We start from the raw sequence: 23,387 nt of genomic DNA, 5'->3' as shown, positions 1-23,387 counted from the left end.
ATGGGGGAATCTATCTTATATTTATCCAAAACTATCATTGTTCGAAAAAGGAGCATGTATGGCCGAATGGTTAGATGTATTAGAAATTGGCCCAGAATGCAATGAACGCTTTGTTGAGTGTAATAAAGTGCCTGAGTTAGACAAGCTTGAAATTAAGTTGTGTGGCGTTTCATTTTTATCAGGTAAGTATTGTGTGGGTAGGGCAGATCCTATGTGCCATACCATCTTTTATGTTGTTGATGGTTCATTAGAGCTACACACTGAAAAAGGTCAACAAACCATTGATAAAGGCCATTTAGTTACGCTTCCTGCTCATAAACCTTTTTTAATAGAGTTACAGTGTGAAAGTTTTTCGATGGTATGGTTTGATTTAAACGATTGCTTACATTGGAGAACGTTATGTGAGAATAGACCTTCGGTCGCATTGTGTGAAAGCGGTAGGCAAATTTTTCATATATTAAGTTTTATTTATTACGAACGTTCCAGTATTTTACGACAGCCTTCAGTTAAACAGCTTGAATACTATTTAGACGAAACCTTATGTGCAGAGTCTTTAGGTGCATCTGATCATCAAAAACTTGCTCAACTTATACGAGATATTGAAAAAAAACTTCATTTCAATTGGACTGTTGAAGATATGGGGAAGATTATTCATTACTCATCGCCACATTTATATCGACTATTTCAAAAACATTTTACGAGGAGTCCTATCCAGCATTTGATCTTTTTACGTATGGAGCGGGCAAAGTATTTATTAAAAAATACCACGTGGTCAATTGAACAAATAGCGGAACAAGTGGGTTACAAAGATGTTTTTAATTTTTCAAAACGTTTCAAAAAATCAATTGGTTTGCCCCCAGGATTATTTAGGAAAACTGATCTTATTTAACCCGAATGCGGGTTGTTTAACTTAAAAACACCAATCACGTAATGGGAGTGTTGCAGCACCTACAGCTACAGGGTTAGTAACAACTTCGGCACATACAATTTTAGGTTGCGGTCTTTTTTCTCCGCGACGAAACTGAGCATAAACATCAATGCGGGGAATTATTTTTTCAGCGAGTTGTTTCGGGATATGCCCACCAATAATAATGGCTTGAGTATCTAATAGGGCAGAGCTACAGGTTGCAACTAGATCAAACGAGTCTTGTACTTTATATATCCATTCATCTACACCTGGCCATTGGGGATCGTAAGTTTCGTTTAAGCTATAAATAGACGGCATCTCAATGCCATTTTTAAGTAAAATACGGCGAAATAGTTCTAAGTTAGGGTGGCTATAGAGTTTAGGAGGCAGCATGTCACCTATCTCTCCAGCATTACCATATGTGCCTTTTAGTATATCGAGATTGTTAATTAACCCACCACCAAAAGCCGAAGAAATAAATAAGTAAACAAAGTTTTTATATTCTTTGCCTTTTCCTACAATACCTTCTCCTGCAGCAGCGCCTGTACCATCGTTCACTACCCATGTAGGTAGGTTAAAAGTATCTGCTACTATTTTGGCTATGTTAATTTGCGCCCATTCTTCTAATGCATGGTGAGTGTTCATTTTTCCATCCATAGAACTAAAAAATCCTGATATTCCTACGCCCATACCTAATATGCGTTCATACGGAATTTCATACTTTAACGATAATTCATCAATTAATAGACTCACGTTTTTTAATACGTGTTTTATACTCATGTCTTCCATTTCTATTAATTGTGTACCTACCACTTCACCTTTAAAGTTCATCACGGTAATGGCTATTGCATTTAATAAAATAGAAAGACCAAAGGTATATGCGTAATTAGGATTAGGTTCTAAGTTCGTACCTGGTTTACCGCGAGATGAAGAGCTGATGGTATCAGTTTGATTTAATGCGCCTAGATCAATAAGAGATTTAACCATACGAGACATGGTTTGTTGTGGTATTTTAGTCACTTCTGCTATTTGGCTTTGGGTGACATTTTTATTCCAAAAAACGTGCTTTAATATTGCACGCTCATTATGTTGAAAAAGCTTATCTCCTTTGCCTAGAGTAAAGCCAGACCTAAGTAAACCTTTATCATTGTACGCTAGCATTCAAGTAACCAAAATTTATATTATGTAACAGGCAGTTATTAAAACATCTTTTTTAGAATAAGTTAAAACCTTTGGTGGTTTGTTTTGTTTAATCAGATATTGTTATCTACTGAATTATTAATATGCGTGCTTTAGGTAACACGCATATTGAGATAACAAGTATTTTTAACATTAGGGTGTTATTGTTCTTAATACTTCTAAACAAGCGCCTAACGTGTGGTAGTCGCATTTTGCACCAGCGCTACTTTTTTCATCAGACATTTTTTTATTATCACGCGTTAACACTCTAAACCATGCGCCATAGGTATGATCGATCATGTGATCCCAGCTATATTGCCACAGTTTATTGTAATGAGTTAAATAGATTTCTTCACCTGTTGCTTTATGTAACATGGCGGCAGCGGCAAAGCTTTCTGCTTGTACCCAAAAGTATTTGTCGTCGTCGCACCAATTTCCTTGAGGATCAAAACCGTAAATAAGTCCGCCGTGAGTTTCATCCCATGCAACATCCATCGCTTTATCGAATAATACTTTTGCTGTGTCAACTAACCAAGCAGTCGGTTTGTGACGGTTAAGCATTAATAATAGCTTTGTCCATTCGGTTTGATGACCTGGCTGAAATCCCCAAGGACGATATAAGTTTTTAGGATCATTTTTGTTGTATTCCCAATCAGGAGAAAAGTCGGTTTTATAATGCTCCCAAATTAAACCATTGGTATAACTTGCTTGACGTTGAGCTATATTTTCAGCAATGAGAAAAGCTCTGTCTAAAAATAAATTATTATGGGTTGCTTCATAAGCGGCAATCATAGCTTCACATAAATGCATATTGGCATTTTGGCCACGATAGTCATTCAGCTCTCCATGCATGTTAATTTCATCGGCGTATAAACCAAATTCAGGTTGCCAAAAGCGTTGCTCTAATAACTGATAAGTTTTTAATAATGGCTCATCGGTTGTTATAATATTGGCTTTTTTAGCAGCGGCATAGGCTAATAAAACAAATGCGTAACCATAGGCTTGTTGTGTCATATCAAGAGGCTGATGATTTTCTAAAGTCCATGCATAGGTTTGGCTTTTTTCTTGCCAATGTATTTGTTCTAGGTAATCAAGACCATGCTTTGCAATCGTAAAGTATTCTGGTTTATTAAAGGCTATTCCTGCCATAGCATAGTTAACAATAATACGTGTACTACTGACTAATTGGCGAAAACCCCCATTAAAAACTTCGCCATTATCATAAAAATTTTGATAATAACCGCCAGTTTGATCAACAACACTATTGTCATAAAAATCAAGAATAGATTGGCTATGTTGTGTTAAAAATTCAGAGCTATAAAAATTCATATTCGGCCTTTTTATTTACGATTTATTATCGAATGAGTTTAATTGCCAACTTGAAGATACATCATCAAATATTGGGAGTGCTGGGAATGCGCCGGGTTTAGTAACGGCATGCGCACCACAAGCTGCTGCAAAGTTGATTAAAGGAATGATTGAGTTTACTGAAGTTAGATGTTGTTTAGTTGAGCTTGTTTGGCTAATTTTGTTTAAACCAAATAAAAAGCCGCCAATAAAGGCATCCCCACCTGCGGTAGTATCTACAGCATTTACACATGGTGGATTAACCGTTCCAGCACAAGTACTACTATAGTAATGAATGGTATCAGGGCCATCAGTTACAAGCACCAGCATTACACCTTGGGTGATTAATTTGTTGATATAAGCTTTTTGCTTTCCTTGGGCGAGGAAATCTAATTCGTCTTTTGAGTATTTTAATACATGAGCCTGTTCAGCTAAGGCATTAACACGTTCAATGTTTACCGATTCATTTAGCCATAAATTATGGCGTAAATTAACATCGAAACTAATGGTTAGTCCTTTTGTTTTCGCCATAGTTACTGCAAATTGTGTGGTTTCGGTAATATCTGCATTGGTTAACGTATTACTACAAAAATGAAAGATAGAAGAGTGAGTAAACCAGTTTTCATCTACTTGAGAAGGTTTAAACAATAAGTCAGCTGTAGCTTCTCTGAAAAAGGTAAAACTTCTATCACCTTCTTCATCGAGTGTAACAAACGCAAGTGCTGTTTTTGCAGTGGGGTGACGGCTCATTAATCGAGTGTCTACTTGATAACAAGTAAGTGCTTGCTCTAAAAAATCACCGAAACTGTCTTTACCTACTTGTCCTGCAAATAAAGATGTTCCACCTAACCTTGCTATGGCTACAGCAACATTTGCTGGCGCGCCGCCGGGGTATTGTCGAAACTCATTTAACCATAAAGGCTTTTCTTCAAATCGATTAGTATTTAAAAAATCGATAAGGGCTTCACCAAAACAAATGACTGATTTCATTAGTCTATCTCTCTTTATACTTTATAAAAACCAATGTAATGCGATTGCTGCAGTCCACGAAAAATCGTCACCGCCACAGCCTACACCTGTTTTACTATTGAAATATTCGAAGTAACCAAACTCTACTAATAGCTCTTCTGATTCTGCTTTTAATTGTGCGCTTTCTTCGGTTAAGCCATAGCTGTCAGCGCCTAATGCGATCATCCAGTTAATATGTAACCATACTGGACCGCGCCAATATCTTTGTGGCTCAAACGCTTCACATTTAGCATAGGTTGAAGACATACAATATTTAGTTTCGTTTAACCAGTCATTTAATAAAGGCTTCAGAACATTCATTTGTTCGGTTGAAGCAAGTTCAGCATAAATAACGAGCATGGTTCCGGTGGTTAACACAGGAGATAATTTTTGAGTGATAACATCTTTATTCAAGAAGCTGTTATGTTCATTGCTCCAAAGGGTATTAATCCCTTTTTCTGTTAATGCCAATTGCTCATTAAACCAAGTCACTTCTTGCTCGTTTGAGTTTGATTTTTTACAAAGAGAAATAAGATCTTTAGTGGCTTTGTGTAGTATTGTAATGATACCTAAGTCATTGACTTTATATGGACAATTTTTATAAATGATTTCACTGTCAAAGTTTGATTCTTTGAAAAAATCAACAAGGTAAAGGTAGCGGTCATACTGTTCTGCATGAGGTCGTTCGTCTGAATCAACATGATCGAGATCTTTACGTTTATAGGTATAGTTTACCGGAGGTACGGCAGCTAAACTTTCATCCCAAGCTGGGCTGTTATCCATACCCGATTCCCATGGATGATAGCTCACAACAAGGCCTGTGTTTTCGGGATCTCGGTCGTTGTACCACCATTGATGATAGGCAATAAGTTTAGGTAACATTTCAGCTAACTTGCTTTCAGCTAGGGCTTTGTCAGTTGCTTGCTCAACCATAATTTTAACTATACTAACAAGTACAGGAGGTTGTGATATTGCCGTTGTTGGGATCTCATTTTTAACCCCCCAAACATCTGGTCCTGGGAAATAGGTATCTACAGGCTTATGAAAAATAATATGTGGCACCATGCCATTATCCCATTGACCTTTTAATAGCATTTCTATTTCTAGCCATGCACGGCTTTCATCAAATTTCATCCATCCTAAGGCGGTAATAGCGGCATCCCAATTCCACTGAAAGGGATATAAGTCATGTGTAGGCACTGTGTAACCGTCTACATCGTTCCGTTTTAAAATATTTTTTGCTTGCTCTATTAATGCATTTTTATCTGTCATTTTTATACTCTCTCTAAATATAAATAACTCGTTATGGGTATTAAATCATTAAATCGAACTCGATATCAAGATAAATAAAACCTATTTTGGGTTGAAATGAAAAAAACTATATGTTTTACTGTAGTGAGTAATTAGTAAACAAGCAAAAAATAGGTTAACTAAAATCTAAGATAGAATTTATCGTGAAATGAACTATATTAAATTGAGTTAACTGCAAACATTTTGTTTATTAATAACTGGACATGAATTTTAAAACAATTAAATATCAACATGTTATACGGGGAAGTAAGAAATGAAATTAAATATATTATCTAAAGTTATTATGGTTGCTTTAGCTACATCATCTACATTTACGTGGGCTGCAGAAGAAGTGTCTGCAGACAAGAAAAAAGCAGCAGAAAATACTGAAGTTATTCTTGTAACAGGTTCAAGCGTACAGCGTACTGAAGCTGATACTCCAGCAAAAACTACATGGTTTAGTAATGAAGATATGGCTCGTAAAGGTTTTAGTAGCCAAGCTGATATGCTAATGAGTGTTCCGGGAATAAAAGTTGAAGGCGGTGGTGGTGAAGTTGCAACTAACGCTTTTGTTCGAGGCTTACCTTCTGGCGGGCAATTTCAATTTACACCTTTAAATTTTGATGGTATGCCAACATTTCAGTCTGGACTAACATCTTCAGCACAAGATGTTTATTATCGTGCAGATATAGGTATCGAACGTGTTGAATTTGTTGGCGGTGGTGTCTCTAACTTATTTGGACCTGGCTCTGTAGTTGGTATTATTAACTATATTTCTAAAACGGGATCAGATGATCCAGAAAGTACCGTTCAAGTAGAAATTGCAGAAGATGGTCGTTTAAGAACCGATTTTTATACTAGCGGACCATTATCAAGCCAAGATAATCTATATTATGCTATGTCTGGATATTATAGATACGACGAAGGGCCATTAGATTCAGGCTTACCTACCAAAGGTTATCAATTACGCGGTAACATTCTTAAAGAATTTGATGATGGTTTTTTCAAAATATCAGGTCAAATGATCGATGATCAAGTACAGTTTTTCTTACCATTACCTCTTGATGGAGAGAGCAGAGAAAGGTTAACAGGTAATGATGGTGGTACCGTTTATGTAGGTCAAACAGTTTCTGCTGCTGAGTTATCTTATCCAACAGCAGATGGTACTTATGAATCACCTATTAGAAATGGTGTTTCTACAATTGGTGGCTCAATTGCTATTGAGTTTGAAAAAGACTTAAATGATAGCTGGACATTAAATGCTAAAGCAAAAGGAGCTGATTATGACCATCAATTTAACCTCTTTTTAGATGGTGATGGTATTGCTAATTCTCCAGAGCCGTTAGCAGGTTATGCCGATAATGCAGCTCATGGTTTTGATGTGAATGGTGATGGTACTAAACAATCTTTAACAGATTTATATGGTACACCTAGCTATACATGGTCTGAAACAGGCAAAGCTGTACCTAATGATACGTTATTATTTGGTAATAGGTTATTAGATCGCCAACGTGATGGTAGTTTTTTCAGTACTGAATTTAACCTTACTGGTACTTTAGAAGGCGGTGGGTTTGAGCATACGTTAAATATAGGTACGTTTTTTATTCATGCTGAACAAATGGATTATAATATAACTTCAAGTTATTTAGCTGATTTTAGTGATGGTAAAAATGCTCGTTTAGTTGATCTATCATTTACAGATGGTGCAGGAAATGTAGTTCAATATTCTAAAAATGGTGTTGTTGGGCCAGGAATTGGTTATACCAATAAGCAACTTACTAATACCCGTACTGCATTATATATTACCGATCAAATGGAAAATGATGATTGGGCGTTTGACGTGGGTATGAGGATTGAACGTTCTGAAGGAACTCAAAAATCAGAAGGCAGTACAAGTGTTGTTGTAAATGATGACCCAAGTTTAGCACCAAATTTACAAGTTAATACTACTGGTAATGGGCAGTTTTTATACGGTGAAGTTAGTACTACAGAAGCTGCATTTTCAGTAGCCGCTTTATATAAATTAGATGATGACATTAACCTTTATGGTAATGCTTCAAAAGGGTATTTCTTCCCGCAATTAAGAAGTATTCAATTTAATGAAAATGGTGAGCCGCAAAGTTACGAGGGTGAAGATATTACCTTAGCAACTTTAGGTATTAAGTATTTTCCTGATGATTTATATATTGATGCATCAATATTTATGGCGAATTTAGATAATCGACGTGGCGTTACGTTTGAAAATGGCCTTAATGGTGAGATTGTTGAAACAGTAACAACGCTATCAACTGAAACAACGGGTGTTGAAGTTATTGCTCGATGGAATATTTCTGATGAGTTTATTATTGATGGTAACTTAACTTATCAAGATGCTCAATTTGCAGAAGGAAATAACGACGGTAAAGAACCAAGTAGACAGCCAGATTTATCAGGTAATATTGGCTTTGCATATAATAACGGCGCAGTTGATGCTCGTATAGCATTTAGCTATTTTGGCGAAGCTTTTGCTAACGACAGTAATAGTGTTGTATTAGACAGTCATACTATTTCAACACTAGAATTAGGTTATACATGGGAGCTTATGAATGAACAACAAATCCGTTTAGGTTTAGGGGTTTGGAATTTATTTGATAGTGAAGGTATTTCTGAAGGGTCTCCACGACAAGGTAATAGTCAAGTAAATGGTGGTGAATTCTTCGTTGGCCGTCCTGTGTTACCTCGTAGAGTTAGTATTACAGCAAGATATGACTTTTAATCAATATTAAGTTATACCAATAAAAGGCAATACCAATAAAAGTATTGCCTTTTTCATAAAGTTATACGTTATGTAAAAAATACCCGATGTAATTTACACAGCGTAAAAGCATATAACTATATTTTATTCTTGCTTAAATCACTAAATTTGGGCTAAGGCTGTTACTTCAATGAATATTCTTGATTATGGCATTATTGCTGTTTATCTTTTCCTACTTGTTTATATGGGATTCAAACTTAGGGGACAATCAACTAAATCTGATTATTTCTTAGGTGGTAGAACACTAGGCTGGAAGCCTCTAACGTTGTCAGTAATGGCAACACAACTTTCGGCGATTAGTTTTGTATCTGCACCTGCGTTTGTTGGACTTCGAGAAGGTGGTGGAATGCAGTGGTTGTCTTACGAATTAGCTGTTCCACTAGCTATGATTTTGGTTTTATCTACTGTATTACCCGTTTTGTATCGTTCGGGGGTTGTTAGTATTTACGACTATCTAGAGCAACGGTTTGGGCGTTCTTCCCGATTGGTTATCAGTTTTGTTTTTCAATTTAGCCGTGCTTTTTCTACCGGTATCATGATTTATGCTGTGTCACTTATTCTTATTGCTACTATGGGCATAACATTATGGCAGTCTATTGTATTGGTAGGTGTTATCACTCTGTTATATTCACTTCAGGGTGGAATGAAAGCCGTTGTATATGGTGATGCGATTCAAATGATTATTATCGTATTAGGTACGGTTGCTTGTATCTATTTTGGCTTAAGTCATCTCGGTGGTATTAGTAGTTTATTGGAAAACGTAGATCAATCTCGTTTACAGGCGATTAATTTCTCATCCTATGGTGTGGAAGGTGATGGCTTTGGTTTTTTACCTATGGTATTCGGCGGTATCGTTTTGTATGCCTCTTATTACGGTTGTGACCAAACTCAAACCCAACGTGCACTTTCGGCAAAAGATCCCAGCCAACTTAAAAAAATGATGATGGCGAATGGCTTTTTACGCTTTCCTGTTACTTTACTTTATTGTTTTTCAGGCTTAATTATTGGTACGTTAGCTTTAACTGATGCAAGTTTTGCTGAGTTAATACCGCAAGATAAAAGCGATATGATGATGCCTGTGTTTATTATTAACTATCTTCCTCATGGCATGATAGGTATTTTAATTGTGGCTATTTTAGCTGCGGCAATGTCGTCATTAAGTTCAACTATTAATTCATTATCAGCGGTTACGGTAGAGGATTATTGTCGTATTTCTGGTAAGAAGCCTGACGATGAAACGTATATGAAATACGCGAAATATACGTCGATTATATGGGGAGTGGTTACTTTAACACTTTCTCTGTATGCAGGTGATATCGCCGCAACCGTGATTGAAGCTATAAATAAAGTGGGCTCTGTTTTTTATGGACCTATTTTAGCCATTTTCTTATTGGCTGTTTTTGATAAACGTTTATGTGCTTTACAGATTAATATTGGACTTCTTTCGGGGGTAGCATTTAATATTTTCCTCTGGTTATGCGTGCCTGAATTGTTTTGGTTTTGGTGGAACTTGGTTGGGTTAATTGTGACTTGTGTTGTTGCATATGGAATTTTACTTTTTAATAAAACAGAGCGTATGGCTTATAACCCATCATTAACTTCTTTAGCTGATACTCCTGCTATTTTAACAAAAAAAGATATCGTTATTTTAGTGGCTTACTTTTTTGTGATGATCGCTATTTGTTTATCAATCCCGCTGTTATTTAGTTAGCTTTTAACAGAGGATCGAAAGGTCCTTTGTTTTTTATTTTATGTGTGTAATACAATGAAAACTAAAAAATTCTTACAAAATTTATTTGAAATCGCAGTAAACGAAAGTCTACCGTCGGTATGTATGCCAAAACATCTTGAAAATATAGATGCCAGTAACGGTTTATGTGTAATAGGAGCAGGAAAAGCCGCTGTGGATATGGCTAATACTATGCACGAGTTCTTTGGAGAAAAATGTTATGGAACGGTTGTTACTCGCCATGGCTATACCAATAACTCAAGTATTGGTCGTATTAAAATATTAACGGCAGGTCATCCTATTCCTGATGAAGGGAGTATTAACGCAGGTAAAGAAATTTTAGCTTTAGCTCAGAGCGTACCTAAAGATGTACCAGTCGTTTTTTTAATTTCAGGCGGAGGTTCTGCTTTACTTTCATTACCTATTGAAGGTGTTAGTTTTGCAGAAAAAATGCAATTAAATAAGTTTTTATTAGGCTCTGGAGCTTCTATTGACGAAATTAATTGTGTGCGCAAACAACTGTCTCAAATAAAAGGTGGCAAGCTAGCTCAAGCCATTAAAGGCGAGTTTTATACCTTAATTATTTCTGACGTAGTAGGCGATGATCCTGCAACTATAGCTTCGGGTCCTACGGTCAAAGATTCTACTACAGGTGAACAAGCTCTTAGTGTATTAAGGAAATACCATTGGGAGCCTATTGCTTCAGTCGAAAAGGCGCTGCTTGCTGAACCCGCTAAAGAAAGCATTTCTGATCAGTCAATATCTCCAGAGCTTATTAAAAATTTTACTATTATGGCTAATGCTCGACAGTCTATTGATAAAGCGATTGCGAGTGTTGATTTGTCGAAATGGAAAATTAAAGTTCTTAATTATGATGAAGTGGGTGATGCGAATAAAGTCGCCGCAGAACATGCAAAAATCGCTTTAGAAGCGCAAACGTTGAATGAACCCACATTGTTTTTTTCAGGTGGAGAGCTTACGGTTACTTTAGATAAAGAATCTGGGGATGGCGGACCTAATCAACAATACATGCTTGCGTTAGCTAAAGAATTAAAGGGTGCTAAAGGAATATCAGCGTTAGCGTGTGATACAGACGGCGTTGACGGAAATAAAGATGTTGCTGGTGCTTTTATTGATGAAGCTACGTTAGAACGAGCACAAGAGAAAGGGTTGTCGCTTGAGTATTATTTAATGAAGAATGATAGTTTTCATTTTTTTGAAGCGCTGAATGATTTAATTATTACAGGCCCAACACATACCAATGTGAATGACTTTAGAGTTATTATGGTTGAGCCTAGGCAGTAATTTCTAGTTATCTACTGTTAATATAAATCTCACATTTGGGAGCGTTATGTTAAATCATCATAACTGCCCCAAATGTTGTTTACTTTTTTATTGTAAAGATCAACAGCATTTAATTAACCTGAACTCGGTTTAAGAGATGCTTAACAAATTGAAATATAAAAAATAGCTGCTAGAGAAGCATTTATTAAGCGAGTTCAGGTTAAATCATTATGAATTATATTTTTTCTAGTTTAATCGGATATGTATGATTTGCCTTCCACTGACTAACATATAAGTTTCCATCATCATCTACACACACTCCATGGCAATGATGAAATATATCCTTGGTGCTTTTCATTGGCTGTAGTTCGCCGTTTATATATATTGGCTTTTCACCACCAATATTAGCTATTACTTGATTATTTTTATCAAAAATAGAAATAAACCCTGAATTATCAGTTTTTTTACCGTCAACATCAGACCAACAAACGGGGGCATAAAAATATTCACCTTTGAAAACAGGACCTCCAATCCATGCTCCTGGTACAGAAATAGTTTTACGATATTCACCATTTAATGAAAATAATTTTAATGCTCGTTCAGCTCTAGAGCTAACCACTAGGTGGGGATCTAATGGATTTCGTAAATCGATATTGATTCCATGTGTATTTGATAAGTTTAAGTGAGTATCTGTATTATCGTGACCACCCCAATGGTGAATATATCGCCCCTGACTATCGTATTGTATAAGGTAATCGGAGCCGTATCCGTCAGTAATATATATGTCCCCATTAGGGGCTATTGCTATATCAGTTGGCTTAAACGGCATGTCTGGTGTATATATTCCAATAGTTTGCGGGTGACCAATAGTGAATATTATATCGCCTTGCATATTTAATTTGGCAATGAAGCCTGATTGGCCAATAACTTTGTTGTAAGGGGAGTCAGGCTTGCCAGTTGTTACTCCATCCCAGTTTCTATTTAACTTCCAGCCGCTATCAACAATATACATAAAATCTTCAGAATTTTCGTGAACAATTTTTATGGCATGCGCGCCAGGGAATTCGGTACCAAAATGCTCGAGTAACTCTCCATTTTTGTTGTAAATAATAAAATTGTTTTGAATATTATCAGTCACCATAATAACTCGGTCTTTTGAATCTAGGGTGATGTCGTGACAATTTTCCACAGGTATTTTTGCTGGATCAAGTTTTCCCCAATTGGTGTTTATTCGATATTTAAATTTGCCTTCACCAACTATCATACCGTGTGGGTTAATTATTGATTCAGATGTAAGGTTATGTGGAGGGGTAATAGCATTTTTTATTGTTGACATTATTAATCACTTGAAAGCTTAAATGTTGAAGATAACCCTATCGCAATCAATATAAGTTAGATGCTAGAGGTTTTTGAACTTTTGGGTATGAATTTTGTTTAAACAAACCTGTAAGGTAATGCTAGCTTGGTATAAAGGCCAAACTAGCGGTTGTAAAAACATACCGTAAAGGTCAACTGGCTCTGGTAATTTTGATTAAAATAGCACTATCTTCAACGAAAAATTAAAGAGTTTTTATGAAGTTGCTTTACAGTTTGTAGCCTGCTTCATCTCGAGAAATATGATGGTTCCATCCTTGCAGCACCAGTCGTTCGTTGGGGTGGTTGTTCTCTGGTTCAACATGATCAGCTCCATTATAAAGTTGACAAAGAACAGTTTTACGTACTTTATTCGAGCGATTGGGCATGGAGCCATGTAATGTGAAGTAGTGGAAAAAAACGACGTCACCAGGTTCGGCTTCAATCACTTGAGCATTTTTAATAGGATATTGATCCAGAATCTTATTAGGCTGACGGCCATTCGATCCTTCGATCCTTCCCAGTTTATGGGAGCCAGGATAAACTCTTAAGCAACCCATCTCATCAGTAGCATTGCTCACATGTATAATGCCTGCGATCATGGTGTCTTTGACTGTAGGGAAATATGACCAGTCTTGATGCATTGGGAAAGGAGAACCATTTTCAGATGGTTTTTGAAACAGCTTAGAGTGATGCAATATAATATCATTTCCTAATATTTGCTCAGCGACATGTAAGAATTTTGAGTGTAAGAATGCATCGAGCCAGTTGCGTGAATACTTTTGTACATTATGAGTATGCAAGATGGTATCGTTTTTAGACGCTATACGTCTGGTTTCTGTTCCGTTCCATGTAGCGTCGATGTTTTCATTACTGTTATTTAGTTGTGTAACAATTTGTTCAAAATCTTTCTCAAGTACACTAACTTCAGCTGCGTTGAATAAACCTTTAGCATGGTAAAAGCCATTTTCGGCAAACTGAGTGGCGATATCTGACATTTTAGTTTTCCTTAAATTTGGTTTTGTTTAGTTATATTGGTTATATTGCTTTTAAGTGTACAATATCAGAGAATAACCCCGTATTATTTGCGTTTTACATGTATATCATTGCGTTTTTCTATATAAGGAATATCTGTTGATTAATAATCCGCCTCCATTAATTCCTCTCTTAGCACCTGATGAGCGAGGTCGTATATGGCGACGTAGCACTAGACGATTATTTGATCCTGCCCCTAGACGTATTCCAGAATTAAATATTTTTATTGGTCTGACTGGGCAGATACAGTATTTTATCAATGGTGAATTGATTGTTTTAGGTCGAGGTACTTTGCTTTTAGCGCGGGCGGCAGATGCACATTTTTTGGTAAAAGAGGATGATGACGCTGATATGATTGTTGCAGCAATTTCACCATCGTTATTAATGTCTCCTCCCTTACACCCAGAGGAATATGGAGACTCTTCTCATATACCACGACGTTTATCTGAAGTAGCTTTAGATGAATTGGTATCTTTGTCGGATATATTAATTAATACTCATGATGCGGATGCACTAAATATTGGGCTAGGTTGGTGGTTGTATCGTATGCATCAGCATTGGAAGCAAGCTCAGCATACTACAACTTTAACTGCACACCCTGCAGTTGCAAGAGCATTAAGGCTAATGCGAAATGATCTAACATTAACTATTGCACAAGTAGCGGATCAAGCTGGGGCGAGTAATACTCATTTAGGTCAAGTGTTTAAGCGTGAAGTAGGGGTAACAATGACGGCTTATAGGACTCAATTACGGCTCAATGCGATTGAAGCCGCTATTAGATCTAAACCAAATTTATCGCTGTTGAATGCTGCATTAGATGTAGGCTTTGGGGATTATTCTTCGTTTTATCGAGCTTATGTAGGTGTAAATGGGAAGCCTCCATGTAAGCTAAAACATCCTGTGAGATAAGATAAATGATCAATTGGTTATTGTGATTGGTCGCAATAACAGATCTTGCGTTCAACGTCATGCGTTACATTCATGTAGGAGTCAGGTTAAATTGAATAAGGCTTGATAAAAATATATTTTTGACAATGAACTGCTCAGATGCCGTGCACTGAAGGGGGATACATCACTTTAATGAGTGTTATTTATATTTAATAACAGACTTACGCATAATAACTTTAGGTTCAAAGATATTTTGAATCTCAATATTTTTCTGGTTATACACGGTTTTAAGGACTAACTTAGCCGCCATCTTTCCCATCTCGTTTACGGGATTATCAATGGTGGTTAATTTAGGATATAAATAGTTAGCAAAAATAACATTATCAAAGCCCATTATTGATAAGTCTTCAGGGAGTTCATAACCATGCTCTCGTGCATATTTCATGGCACCTGATGCCATTTCATCGTTGGCGCAAACTAAAGCTGAAAATGATCGTTTATTATCAATAAAGTGTTTTAATCCTGCGCTTCCGCCTGTTTCTTTGTAGTCGCCCACAAAAAATAGGTTTTCATCAAAAGTTATATTTTTTTCAGCTAATGCTTTTTTATGGCCAATAAGACGATTAACAGAGTCGGCTTTATATTGGTGACCTGTAATGTACGCAATCTCGGTGTGACCTTGCGCTAAAACGGCTTGAGTTGCTAAATAACCACCTAAGCGGTTATCTATACTAATGCAGTGATCTTTTAGTTCATTTACGTAACGGCTCATTAAATAAACAGGTACTTTACCTTTACTTAATTCGATTAAGAACTCATCTGAAACAGCCTCAACATGCAAAACAAGTGCATCGCAATTTCTACTGAGTAAAAATTCTATACCGTCTTTTTCTTTTTCTTCTTCACTGTGACCGGTGGTAATAATAACGTGTTTACCTGCAGCTCTTAATTCAGATTCTACCCCTGCCATCATATGACCAAAAATAGGGCCGTGCAGTTCAGCGACAAGGATACCAACGCTGTTTGAGCGATTGGATGCAAGAGATTGAGCGATAGAGTTAGGTCGATAGCCTAATTCATTCATGGCATTCTCAACTTTCTCACGTGTTTTATCACTAACGCGGGTATTTTTATTTAAAACACGAGATACGGTTGCTAATGATACACCTGCAAGTTCAGAAACTTGGTAAATAGTTGCCATGATTATCCATTGTTATTATTAACCCCTGTTCGGGGTAAACTATTTTTATACAATAATGTTATTTAAGTGTCTATTTTACGTTAGGTGACATGTTAAAAATAGGTTATAAATTAATTTTTATATTTTATCATGATTCTTCTTAAAGAGGTCAGTAGACTAAAAAGTTTATCTCTTTAGTTTTCTACTCTACGTTGCATTAGATCAGAACCAATTAATGCATTTTGCTGACTTGTTAATGGATATAAAACCATAAGTCCTGCAGCAATAAAAGCAAAACTGGCGGGGATCCAACTCATTAATAATTGCATGCCAGGTAAAGACTGATCAATTGTTGATGCATCCATACCGTTATAGCCGTAACTCGCCAGTACAACTAATACTAACGCTCCGGCAAAACCACCACCTGTTTTTTGTACAAAAGTACCCGCGGAATAAATTAATCCAGTGGCTCTTCTTTTGTTTTTCCATTCAGAGTAATCGGCTGAATCACCTAGCATAGTAAAAAATAACGTTGGCATCATAGCGGCGAAAAATTCAGCGGAACAACCTAAAACAAAAATAGCGGTAACATTGCCTTGTGGTACCCAATAAAAAGCGCCTGTTAAAAGGCCGCTCAGTATGAGTGAGATAATAAATACCTTCTTTTTACCCAGCCATTTAGATAAGTGTTCTGTGGCTAAAGCACCTAAAATAGAAACAATAAGCAAAGCAACAAAGTACTGACCTGCCATAAGTTCGTCACCTACATGGTATTTAAAATAGTAGGCGATTACACCGTATTTTATGCCATTAAACATCATAGTTAAGAATCCCATACCAAGAAGAATTAACCAAGGTTTGTTGGTTAACAAATCAACCATGTCGCGCTGAGTTCCTGTCATGTTTTCAGGTGTGTTTTTGACGAGTTTTTTGATAAAAATAGCCATAGCTGTCATTACAACAACGAAGAATATACCGCTGTATATTTCGCGATAGTAAAAAAATAAGGTCATTGATAATAAGGGTAAAATAATAAAAGGTAGGTTTTTGGTTAAATCCCAAAGCTCTGTTTTTAAATTAGAGTTTGGATCAACCGGAGCTTCTACGCGCTCTTTTGTTGTTGCAAATGTAATCACCATTAAAGCAATAAGTAACGATGCAAATACGTACATAGTATATTGATAGCCTTGAGCATCGTTGCCATTACCAAAGTAAGCGACTAAATCAGGCAGAAATCCCATCACTAAAAGGCCTCCTAAAAATGCTCCAGCAAATCTGAAGCCCGATAAGCTTGTTCTTTCTGTATCGCTGTCTGTCATCACACCCATCAAGGCAGAGTAGGGCACGTTGTTTAATGTGTAAGCTAAGGTTAAACCTATGTAGGTAAAGTAGGCATAAACTAGTTTGCCATTATCGCTAAAGTTCGGTGTGGTAAAACATAGCACCATAAATAAGCCAAGAACGGGAGTAGACCATAAAATCCAAGGTCTAAATTTACCCCAACGCGTGTTTGTTCTGTCGGCGATCATGCCCATTACAATATCCGTAACTCCGTCAGATAATCTAACCACTAAAAATAGCATGGCGGCGGCGGCGGCGGTGATTCCAAACGTGTCGGTATAAAATACGGCTAAGTAAGCTAACGCTCCACGCCACACTAAATTAGCAGCAGCATCTCCCATGGCGTAACCGACTTTTTCATAGAATGGCAGTTTGGTCATATTGATTATCTTATTATTGTTAGTTTATGGTAAACGATGAATATTAACTTCATCGTATCTGATTACGGATAATAATTTAACTTTTTAACTATCTATTAGATATCAAATATTTAAAGGCATGTCCGCTAGCTTTAATGGTTCTTTTTTGTGTTTCATAGTCAACATGAACAATACCAAAGCGTTTTAAGTAACCTTCTGCCCATTCAAAATTATCCATTAAACTCCAAGCAAAATAACCGTCAATGGTGATACCATTTTTAATTGCTTGATCTACCACGGTTAAATGTTGTTGGTAATAGTTAACTCTATCAAAATCATTTACTTGGCCGTTTTCCATTATATCAGCCATAGCAGCACCGTTTTCGGTGATGTAAACAGGTGGCAGTTTATAGGTTTCATTAAGTGATGTAAGTAGTTTGTTGAGTGCTTGTGGATATACTTCCCAACCAATATCAGTTCTAGGTGATGGTGGAGCTAATTGAATAAAATGTTCAGTGTCGTCAGCTTTGTATATAGCACGCGTATAAAAATTAATACCCAAGAAATCAATTGGATGAGAAATTATCTCCATGTCTCCGGCTAATATTTCTGGACGATTTTCTTCAGGTAATTCGTGTAATATTTCCGGATATTCACCATCAAATATTGGCTTTGCGTACCATTGATTAAAGTAGTCGTCAGCGAACTGAGTCACTTTAATATCTTCTTCTTTTTCGCTAGCGGGATAGCAAGGCGTAAAATTAAGTACAATGCCGTTAAGAGCATGAGGGCAGTTTTTGTTGAGTTTTTCCATAGCTAAACCATGGCCTAATAATAAATGATGTGCTGCTTTTCTTCCGTTCCCTTGCCCCATTTTACCCGGGGCATGTACGCCAATTTCATAGCCTAAATAGGCACTACAAAAGGGTTCGTTTAGGGTCGCAAAAGAGTGAACCTTATGGCCGATAGCTTGTGTTATTTTATCTGTATAGTCAGCAAATTCGAAAGCTGTTTCACGGTTTAGCCAACCGCCATTATCTTCAAGGTGTTGCGGTAAATCCCAATGATATAGCGTTACAAACGCTTTGATGTTTTTTTGCTTTAAGCGTTCTAAAATATTCAGGTAATAATTAACACCTTCTTGATTTAATTCCCCATTTTTATGCATAACTCTGGGCCAAGAAATTGAAAATCGGTATGCATCTACACCTAAAGATTCAATTAAATCTAAATCATCTTCCCATAAATTATAATGATCGCAAGCGGTTGCACCATTAGAGCCGTCAGCTACTTTATTTGGGGTTGCACAGAATGTGTCCCAAATACAGGGCAATCTTGAATCGATACCTCCTTCTATTTGAAATGAAGCTGTTGCTACACCAAAGGTAAACGAAGGTGTAAGCATTTTAGAATTTACGGGTAAAGATAGTTTTCTCATTTTACGTCCAAGAAATAGTAGAAGAATTTAGTTCTGTAATTTTTATTGAATATTAGTGATTCAATATTTTAACGATTTATCAAAATTGCTATTATTTAAAATACCACTATGAAAGCGCTTACATTTAGGTTAGTGTTTTATACCTAAAAGGTCAATAAGTTTTATTTAATACGCTATCTACAAATTATTTACTATTTGTTTGAGTTTGAAGTAAGTCTTTATTTTTCTTTTTATTTATAACGATTAATAACTGTTTTTTAAAGAAAATATTTATATGGCGCTTGTTCGTCTATTTATATAAATAGGCGAATAAACACAATAATATTTTCTAAATATTCTGGGTTTCTTTATGAAAAAATATAATTCAACATTAGCGTTAAGTTTTACCTTATTATTCCTTATTCAGGGGTGTAATAGCGTTGAACATAACAAAATTGAAGAGCAATCATCAAAGCAGATTAAAGGTGCGCTTGAACAGAATAACAATCAGCTTTGGCCAAAATTAGCATACGAAGTGAAAACCGATCCTGAATTAGAGCGTAAAGTAAAAGCTTTAGTGGATAGTATGACGTTAGAGCAAAAAGTTGCTCAGATGATACAACCTGAAATTAGAGATATTACCGTTGACGATATGCGTAAATATGGCTTTGGTTCGTATTTAAATGGCGGCGGCTCTTTCCCAAATGGTAACAAACATTCAACACCAAATGATTGGATAAAGCTTGCAGAGGATATGTATCAAGCGTCAGTAGATGACAGTTTAGATGGTATTAATATTCCAACCATGTGGGGGACTGATGCTGTACACGGCCATAACAATGTTATTGGCGCTACTTTGTTTCCACATAATATTGGTTTAGGTGCTGCTAATAACCCTGATTTAATCGAAAAAATTGCTGCAATCACAGCTAAAGAAGTTATGGTAACGGGCATTGATTGGGTGTTTGCACCAACAGTTGCTGTAGTACGTGATGATCGTTGGGGAAGAACTTACGAAGGTTATTCTGAAGATCCTGACATAGTGAAAACATATGCTGCGTCTATCGTTAAAGGTTTGCAAGGCCATGCGGATAAAGACTTTCTAGGAGATAATCGGGTTATTAGTACCGTTAAACATTTTTTAGGTGATGGCGGAACCGTTGGCGGAGATGATCAAGGTGATAATATTGATTCAGAAGAAGATCTTTTCAAACTTCACGCGCAAGGTTATATGGGGGGATTATCTGCTGGGTCTCAGTCTGTGATGGCTTCTTTTAATAGTTGGCACGGTGAAAAAAATCATGGCAGCAAGTATTTATTGAATGATGTTTTAAAAGAAAAAATGGGCTTCGACGGCTTTGTTGTGGGTGACTGGAATGGCCACGGACAAGTCAAAGGTTGCTCAAATGAAAGTTGTGCTCAAGCTGTAAATGCAGGGTTAGATATATTTATGGTACCTACTTCTGCATGGAAGCCTTTGCTTGAAAATACGATTGCTCAAGTTAAAGCAGGTGAAATTCTAGTTTCTCGTGTTGACGATGCGGTTAGCCGTATTTTACGCGTTAAATTAAGAGCAGGCTTATTTGATAAACCTAGCCCAGCTAATAGAGCATTGTCTGGAAAAACAGAGTTAATAGGTGCGAAAGAGCATAGAGCGGTAGCTCGAGATGCTGTGCGTCAGTCTTTAGTGTTGTTAAAAAATAAAAATAATATTTTACCCCTTTCTCCTAAGCAACATATTTTAGTGGCAGGAGACGGAGCCAATAATATTACCAAACAATCAGGTGGTTGGACGGTAACTTGGCAAGGTACACAAAATACCAATGCTGAGTTCCCAGGCGGAACTTCTATTTATCAAGGAATTGCAGAGCAAGTAAAAGCAGCGGGGGGCACAACTACATTAAGTATTGATGGGCAATATTCACAAAAACCCGATGTTGCAGTTGTTGTTTTTGGAGAAGATCCTTATGCAGAAGGCCATGGAGATAGAGCAAATCTTGAGTTTCAGTTAGGTGAAAAACAAGACTTAGCCTTACTGAAGTCATTTCAATCAAAGGGAATACCTGTTGTTGCGTTATTTATTAGTGGCAGACCTATGTGGGTAAATGCAGAAATAAACGCCTCAGACGCTTTTGTCGCTATTTGGTTACCGGGCTCAGAAGGGCAAGGGGTTGCTGATGTTATATTAAAGTCAACAGACGATAATATTCAATATGACTTTACTGGGAAGCTTTCATTTTCTTGGCCTAAATTACCTAATCAAACAGCCGTTAATAGGCATGATGCTATTTATGATCCGTTACTACCCTATGGCTTTGGTTTGAGCTACGGCGATAAAAATGTGTTAGCTGATCATTTAAATGAAACGTTTGAGTGGAACACTTCAGAAACGATTACTCGAGGAATATACACCGGAACAATGCACAAACCTTGGTTGTTGTGGTTATTGTCTGGTAATAAGCAAGTTGAAGTGAATGCAAATTCACATACGTTAGAGGGATTAAAATACCGAACGATAGATCGTATTGTTCAAGAAGATGCGATGCAAATTGAATTAGATGGAACGCTACAGGCAGGTATTATGATTGCGAGTAAAAGTAGCTTCAGGGAAGATTTTCGACCTGATTTAGCTCAAGGTTCTGCACTTAAATTTATGGTGAGAACTACAGGTAAAATTACGCAAGGGTTAGCTTTGTCTATGGAGTGCGAAGGTGAGGGCAGCTGTGGTGCGTCTATGGATATTAATGAGGCATTAAATCAATTAACGCCGAATACATGGGAAACCGTATCAATTGATTTAGCTTGCTTTAGTAAAGCTGGTATGAAAATGGGCGATTTAGTGGTTCCATTTAAGTTAATGCCTCAAGGTAAAGTATCGTTAGGTTTAGCTAATATAAGGATTGAACCCGTTAAGACAAATGCTTTAACAATAAGTTGCCGTTAGTTTTTAGTAAATTGACTTTGATATTTTTAAGCTATTAAAAAAGGGCTCGTTAATATGAATTAACGAGCCCTTTTTTATAATTTTATGCTTTGATTTTAATATTAACTAGCCAATAAACTTTGCTCATCAGCCCAAGAGAGTGCTTGGTTGTAATATTCCACCGTTTGATCTTTTGTTAATCCTAGCTTTTCCATTGTGGCTGCAGATTCATCCCATTGAGCATGTTCTATAAATTCAACCAATTGAATTAATTGGGCCATATCGCCTTGCTTTGTTAGTAATGTATCTTTAATTTCTTGGGCTAGTGGTAGCTTGGCTAAAACACTTTCAATGTCTTCATCAAGTATTGCATCTATCAATGAAAGTAAACCTGTTAAGAAAGCTATTGAACTGTCTAAATTATGTTTTATATTCTCAGCGGCAAGTTCACAAAACTTAGCTCGTGCCATCGCTGAATTAATTAACTCAGAAGGTTTATCTGGATTTACGTTTGCGGTAAACATTAACCCTATAAATCGTTTTAACTCCACTAATCCAAGGGTTACTAAAGCTTGTTTAATGGTAGATATTTCAGCTCTTCTTCTAAAAATAGCTGAGTTAGCATAGCGTAAGAGTTTATAAGACAGTGTTACGTCACGCTCAAAAACAGAGGTAATATTGACTAAATCTAAATCAGGTTTTGATGTTTCGTAAAGGAGCTCTGCCATTGCCATTTGTGAAGGTGATAATGTTTTTGTTTTTATCATTTCAGGTTTTGCAAAAAAGAACCCTTGAAATAATTCACAGCCTAACTCTACGGCTTGGTTATATTCTTCATATGTTTCTACTTTTTCAGCCAGTAACTTTATATGAGGGAATTTTTCTATTGCGCTAATAACTTCTTTAATTTCATCAACAGTGGATATTTGCCAATCTATTTTGATTATTTTTATATAAGGATAAAAGTGCGCCCAAACAGCTTGATGTTGATAATCGTCAAGTGCGAGTGTATATCCTTTTTCGTATAGATCTTTACATAAGGCTAATAAGCGTTTTCCTGGTTTTATTGTTTCTAAAATTTCAACAACTACTTCATCAGTAGTTAACATTTCAGGATAACCCTTACTTAATGTTTCAAGTGTAAAATTAATAAAGGCTGGTTTGTTTGAAGTGAATTCAGATATACCCATATTGAACTTGCTAGCTTCAACCATTTTACTGGTTGCTTCATCACCATCAACATCAGGAAAAACATTATCAATGCTATCTCGAAAAAGTAATTCGTAAGCATATAATTTTTTGTTTAGATCCAAAATGGGCTGTCTAGCCGCGTAAAAATACATATTACTCCTA

16 protein-coding genes are annotated in these 23,387 nt (G+C 36.5%); 6 read left to right on the top strand and 10 right to left on the bottom strand.

Annotated features, from left to right (window positions below):
* Positions 1 to 58: 58 nt before the first annotated feature.
* Positions 59 to 889 carry a helix-turn-helix transcriptional regulator gene (locus AC0L5Q_RS07770; protein ID WP_473616865.1) on the top strand — a complete coding sequence of 277 codons (831 nt, stop codon included), beginning with the start codon at positions 59 to 61 and terminating at the stop codon, positions 887 to 889.
* A 21-nt stretch (positions 890 to 910) separates the two neighbouring features.
* Here the strand turns inward: AC0L5Q_RS07770 and AC0L5Q_RS07765 are convergent, their stop codons facing one another.
* From AC0L5Q_RS07765 to AC0L5Q_RS07750, 4 genes are all read right to left on the bottom strand, one after another.
* Complete coding sequence (locus tag AC0L5Q_RS07765; protein WP_473616862.1) at positions 911 to 2,068, bottom strand: ROK family transcriptional regulator; 1,158 nt, start codon at positions 2,066 to 2,068, stop codon at positions 911 to 913.
* Between the two features lie 171 nt (positions 2,069 to 2,239).
* Complete coding sequence (locus AC0L5Q_RS07760) at positions 2,240 to 3,415, bottom strand: AGE family epimerase/isomerase (RefSeq protein ID WP_473616858.1); 1,176 nt, start codon at positions 3,413 to 3,415, stop codon at positions 2,240 to 2,242.
* Positions 3,416 to 3,430: 15 nt separating this feature from the next.
* Positions 3,431 to 4,423, bottom strand: a complete 993-nt coding sequence (locus tag AC0L5Q_RS07755; protein ID WP_473616854.1) for a carbohydrate kinase family protein — start codon at positions 4,421 to 4,423, stop codon at positions 3,431 to 3,433.
* A gap of 21 nt (positions 4,424 to 4,444) precedes the next feature.
* Entirely contained in the window at positions 4,445 to 5,713 is a 1,269-nt protein-coding gene (locus AC0L5Q_RS07750) for an MGH1-like glycoside hydrolase domain-containing protein (protein ID WP_473616851.1), read from the bottom strand.
* 292 nt (positions 5,714 to 6,005) lie between these two features.
* On the opposite strand from AC0L5Q_RS07750, the gene AC0L5Q_RS07745 reads away from it, so the two are divergent.
* From AC0L5Q_RS07745 to AC0L5Q_RS07735, 3 genes are all read left to right on the top strand, one after another.
* Positions 6,006 to 8,486 carry a TonB-dependent receptor domain-containing protein gene (locus AC0L5Q_RS07745; protein ID WP_473616848.1) on the top strand — a complete coding sequence of 827 codons (2,481 nt, stop codon included), beginning with the start codon at positions 6,006 to 6,008 and terminating at the stop codon, positions 8,484 to 8,486.
* A gap of 169 nt (positions 8,487 to 8,655) precedes the next feature.
* Positions 8,656 to 10,236 (top strand): sodium:solute symporter family protein, encoded by a 1,581-nt coding sequence (locus AC0L5Q_RS07740; protein WP_473616845.1) that lies wholly within the window; start codon positions 8,656 to 8,658, stop codon positions 10,234 to 10,236.
* A 54-nt stretch (positions 10,237 to 10,290) separates the two neighbouring features.
* Positions 10,291 to 11,559, top strand: a complete 1,269-nt coding sequence (locus AC0L5Q_RS07735) for a glycerate kinase type-2 family protein (RefSeq protein WP_473616842.1) — start codon at positions 10,291 to 10,293, stop codon at positions 11,557 to 11,559.
* A 214-nt stretch (positions 11,560 to 11,773) separates the two neighbouring features.
* On the opposite strand, the gene AC0L5Q_RS07730 is transcribed toward AC0L5Q_RS07735, so the two are convergent.
* The gene (locus AC0L5Q_RS07730) at positions 11,774 to 12,874 is read right to left on the bottom strand and encodes an NHL repeat-containing protein (RefSeq protein WP_473616839.1); all 1,101 of its coding nucleotides are present in this window, start codon (positions 12,872 to 12,874) and stop codon (positions 11,774 to 11,776) included.
* 247 nt (positions 12,875 to 13,121) lie between these two features.
* Positions 13,122 to 13,889 carry a phytanoyl-CoA dioxygenase family protein gene (locus tag AC0L5Q_RS07725; protein ID WP_473616835.1) on the bottom strand — a complete coding sequence of 256 codons (768 nt, stop codon included), beginning with the start codon at positions 13,887 to 13,889 and terminating at the stop codon, positions 13,122 to 13,124.
* Positions 13,890 to 14,025: 136 nt separating this feature from the next.
* Between AC0L5Q_RS07725 and AC0L5Q_RS07720 the strand changes: the two genes are divergently transcribed.
* Positions 14,026 to 14,835: a helix-turn-helix domain-containing protein gene (locus tag AC0L5Q_RS07720; protein ID WP_473616832.1), complete on the top strand. Its 810-nt coding sequence runs from the start codon at positions 14,026 to 14,028 to the stop codon at positions 14,833 to 14,835.
* 178 nt (positions 14,836 to 15,013) lie between these two features.
* On the opposite strand, the gene AC0L5Q_RS07715 is transcribed toward AC0L5Q_RS07720, so the two are convergent.
* The 3 genes from AC0L5Q_RS07715 to AC0L5Q_RS07705 all read right to left on the bottom strand — a co-directional run bounded on the left by AC0L5Q_RS07715 (position 15,014) and on the right by AC0L5Q_RS07705 (position 19,132).
* Positions 15,014 to 16,015: a LacI family DNA-binding transcriptional regulator gene (locus AC0L5Q_RS07715; RefSeq protein WP_473616829.1), complete on the bottom strand. Its 1,002-nt coding sequence runs from the start codon at positions 16,013 to 16,015 to the stop codon at positions 15,014 to 15,016.
* A gap of 173 nt (positions 16,016 to 16,188) precedes the next feature.
* A complete protein-coding gene (locus tag AC0L5Q_RS07710) occupies positions 16,189 to 17,715 on the bottom strand; it encodes an MFS transporter (RefSeq protein WP_473616826.1) in 1,527 nt (508 codons plus the stop codon).
* A gap of 88 nt (positions 17,716 to 17,803) precedes the next feature.
* Entirely contained in the window at positions 17,804 to 19,132 is a 1,329-nt protein-coding gene (locus tag AC0L5Q_RS07705; RefSeq protein ID WP_473616822.1) for a GH1 family beta-glucosidase, read from the bottom strand.
* Positions 19,133 to 19,481: 349 nt separating this feature from the next.
* Between AC0L5Q_RS07705 and AC0L5Q_RS07700 the strand changes: the two genes are divergently transcribed.
* Positions 19,482 to 22,055, top strand: coding sequence for a glycoside hydrolase family 3 protein (locus AC0L5Q_RS07700; protein ID WP_473616819.1), 2,574 nt, complete (start codon positions 19,482 to 19,484; stop codon positions 22,053 to 22,055).
* Positions 22,056 to 22,156: 101 nt separating this feature from the next.
* Here the strand turns inward: AC0L5Q_RS07700 and AC0L5Q_RS07695 are convergent, their stop codons facing one another.
* Positions 22,157 to 23,377: an EAL and HDOD domain-containing protein gene (locus AC0L5Q_RS07695; RefSeq protein ID WP_473616815.1), complete on the bottom strand. Its 1,221-nt coding sequence runs from the start codon at positions 23,375 to 23,377 to the stop codon at positions 22,157 to 22,159.
* Positions 23,378 to 23,387 lie beyond the last annotated feature (10 nt).

Source organism: Pseudocolwellia sp. G5-9 (assembly GCF_055808995.1).
The sequence above is the reverse complement of the archived record's forward strand: the minus strand, read 5'-3'. Positions and strand labels throughout refer to the sequence as shown.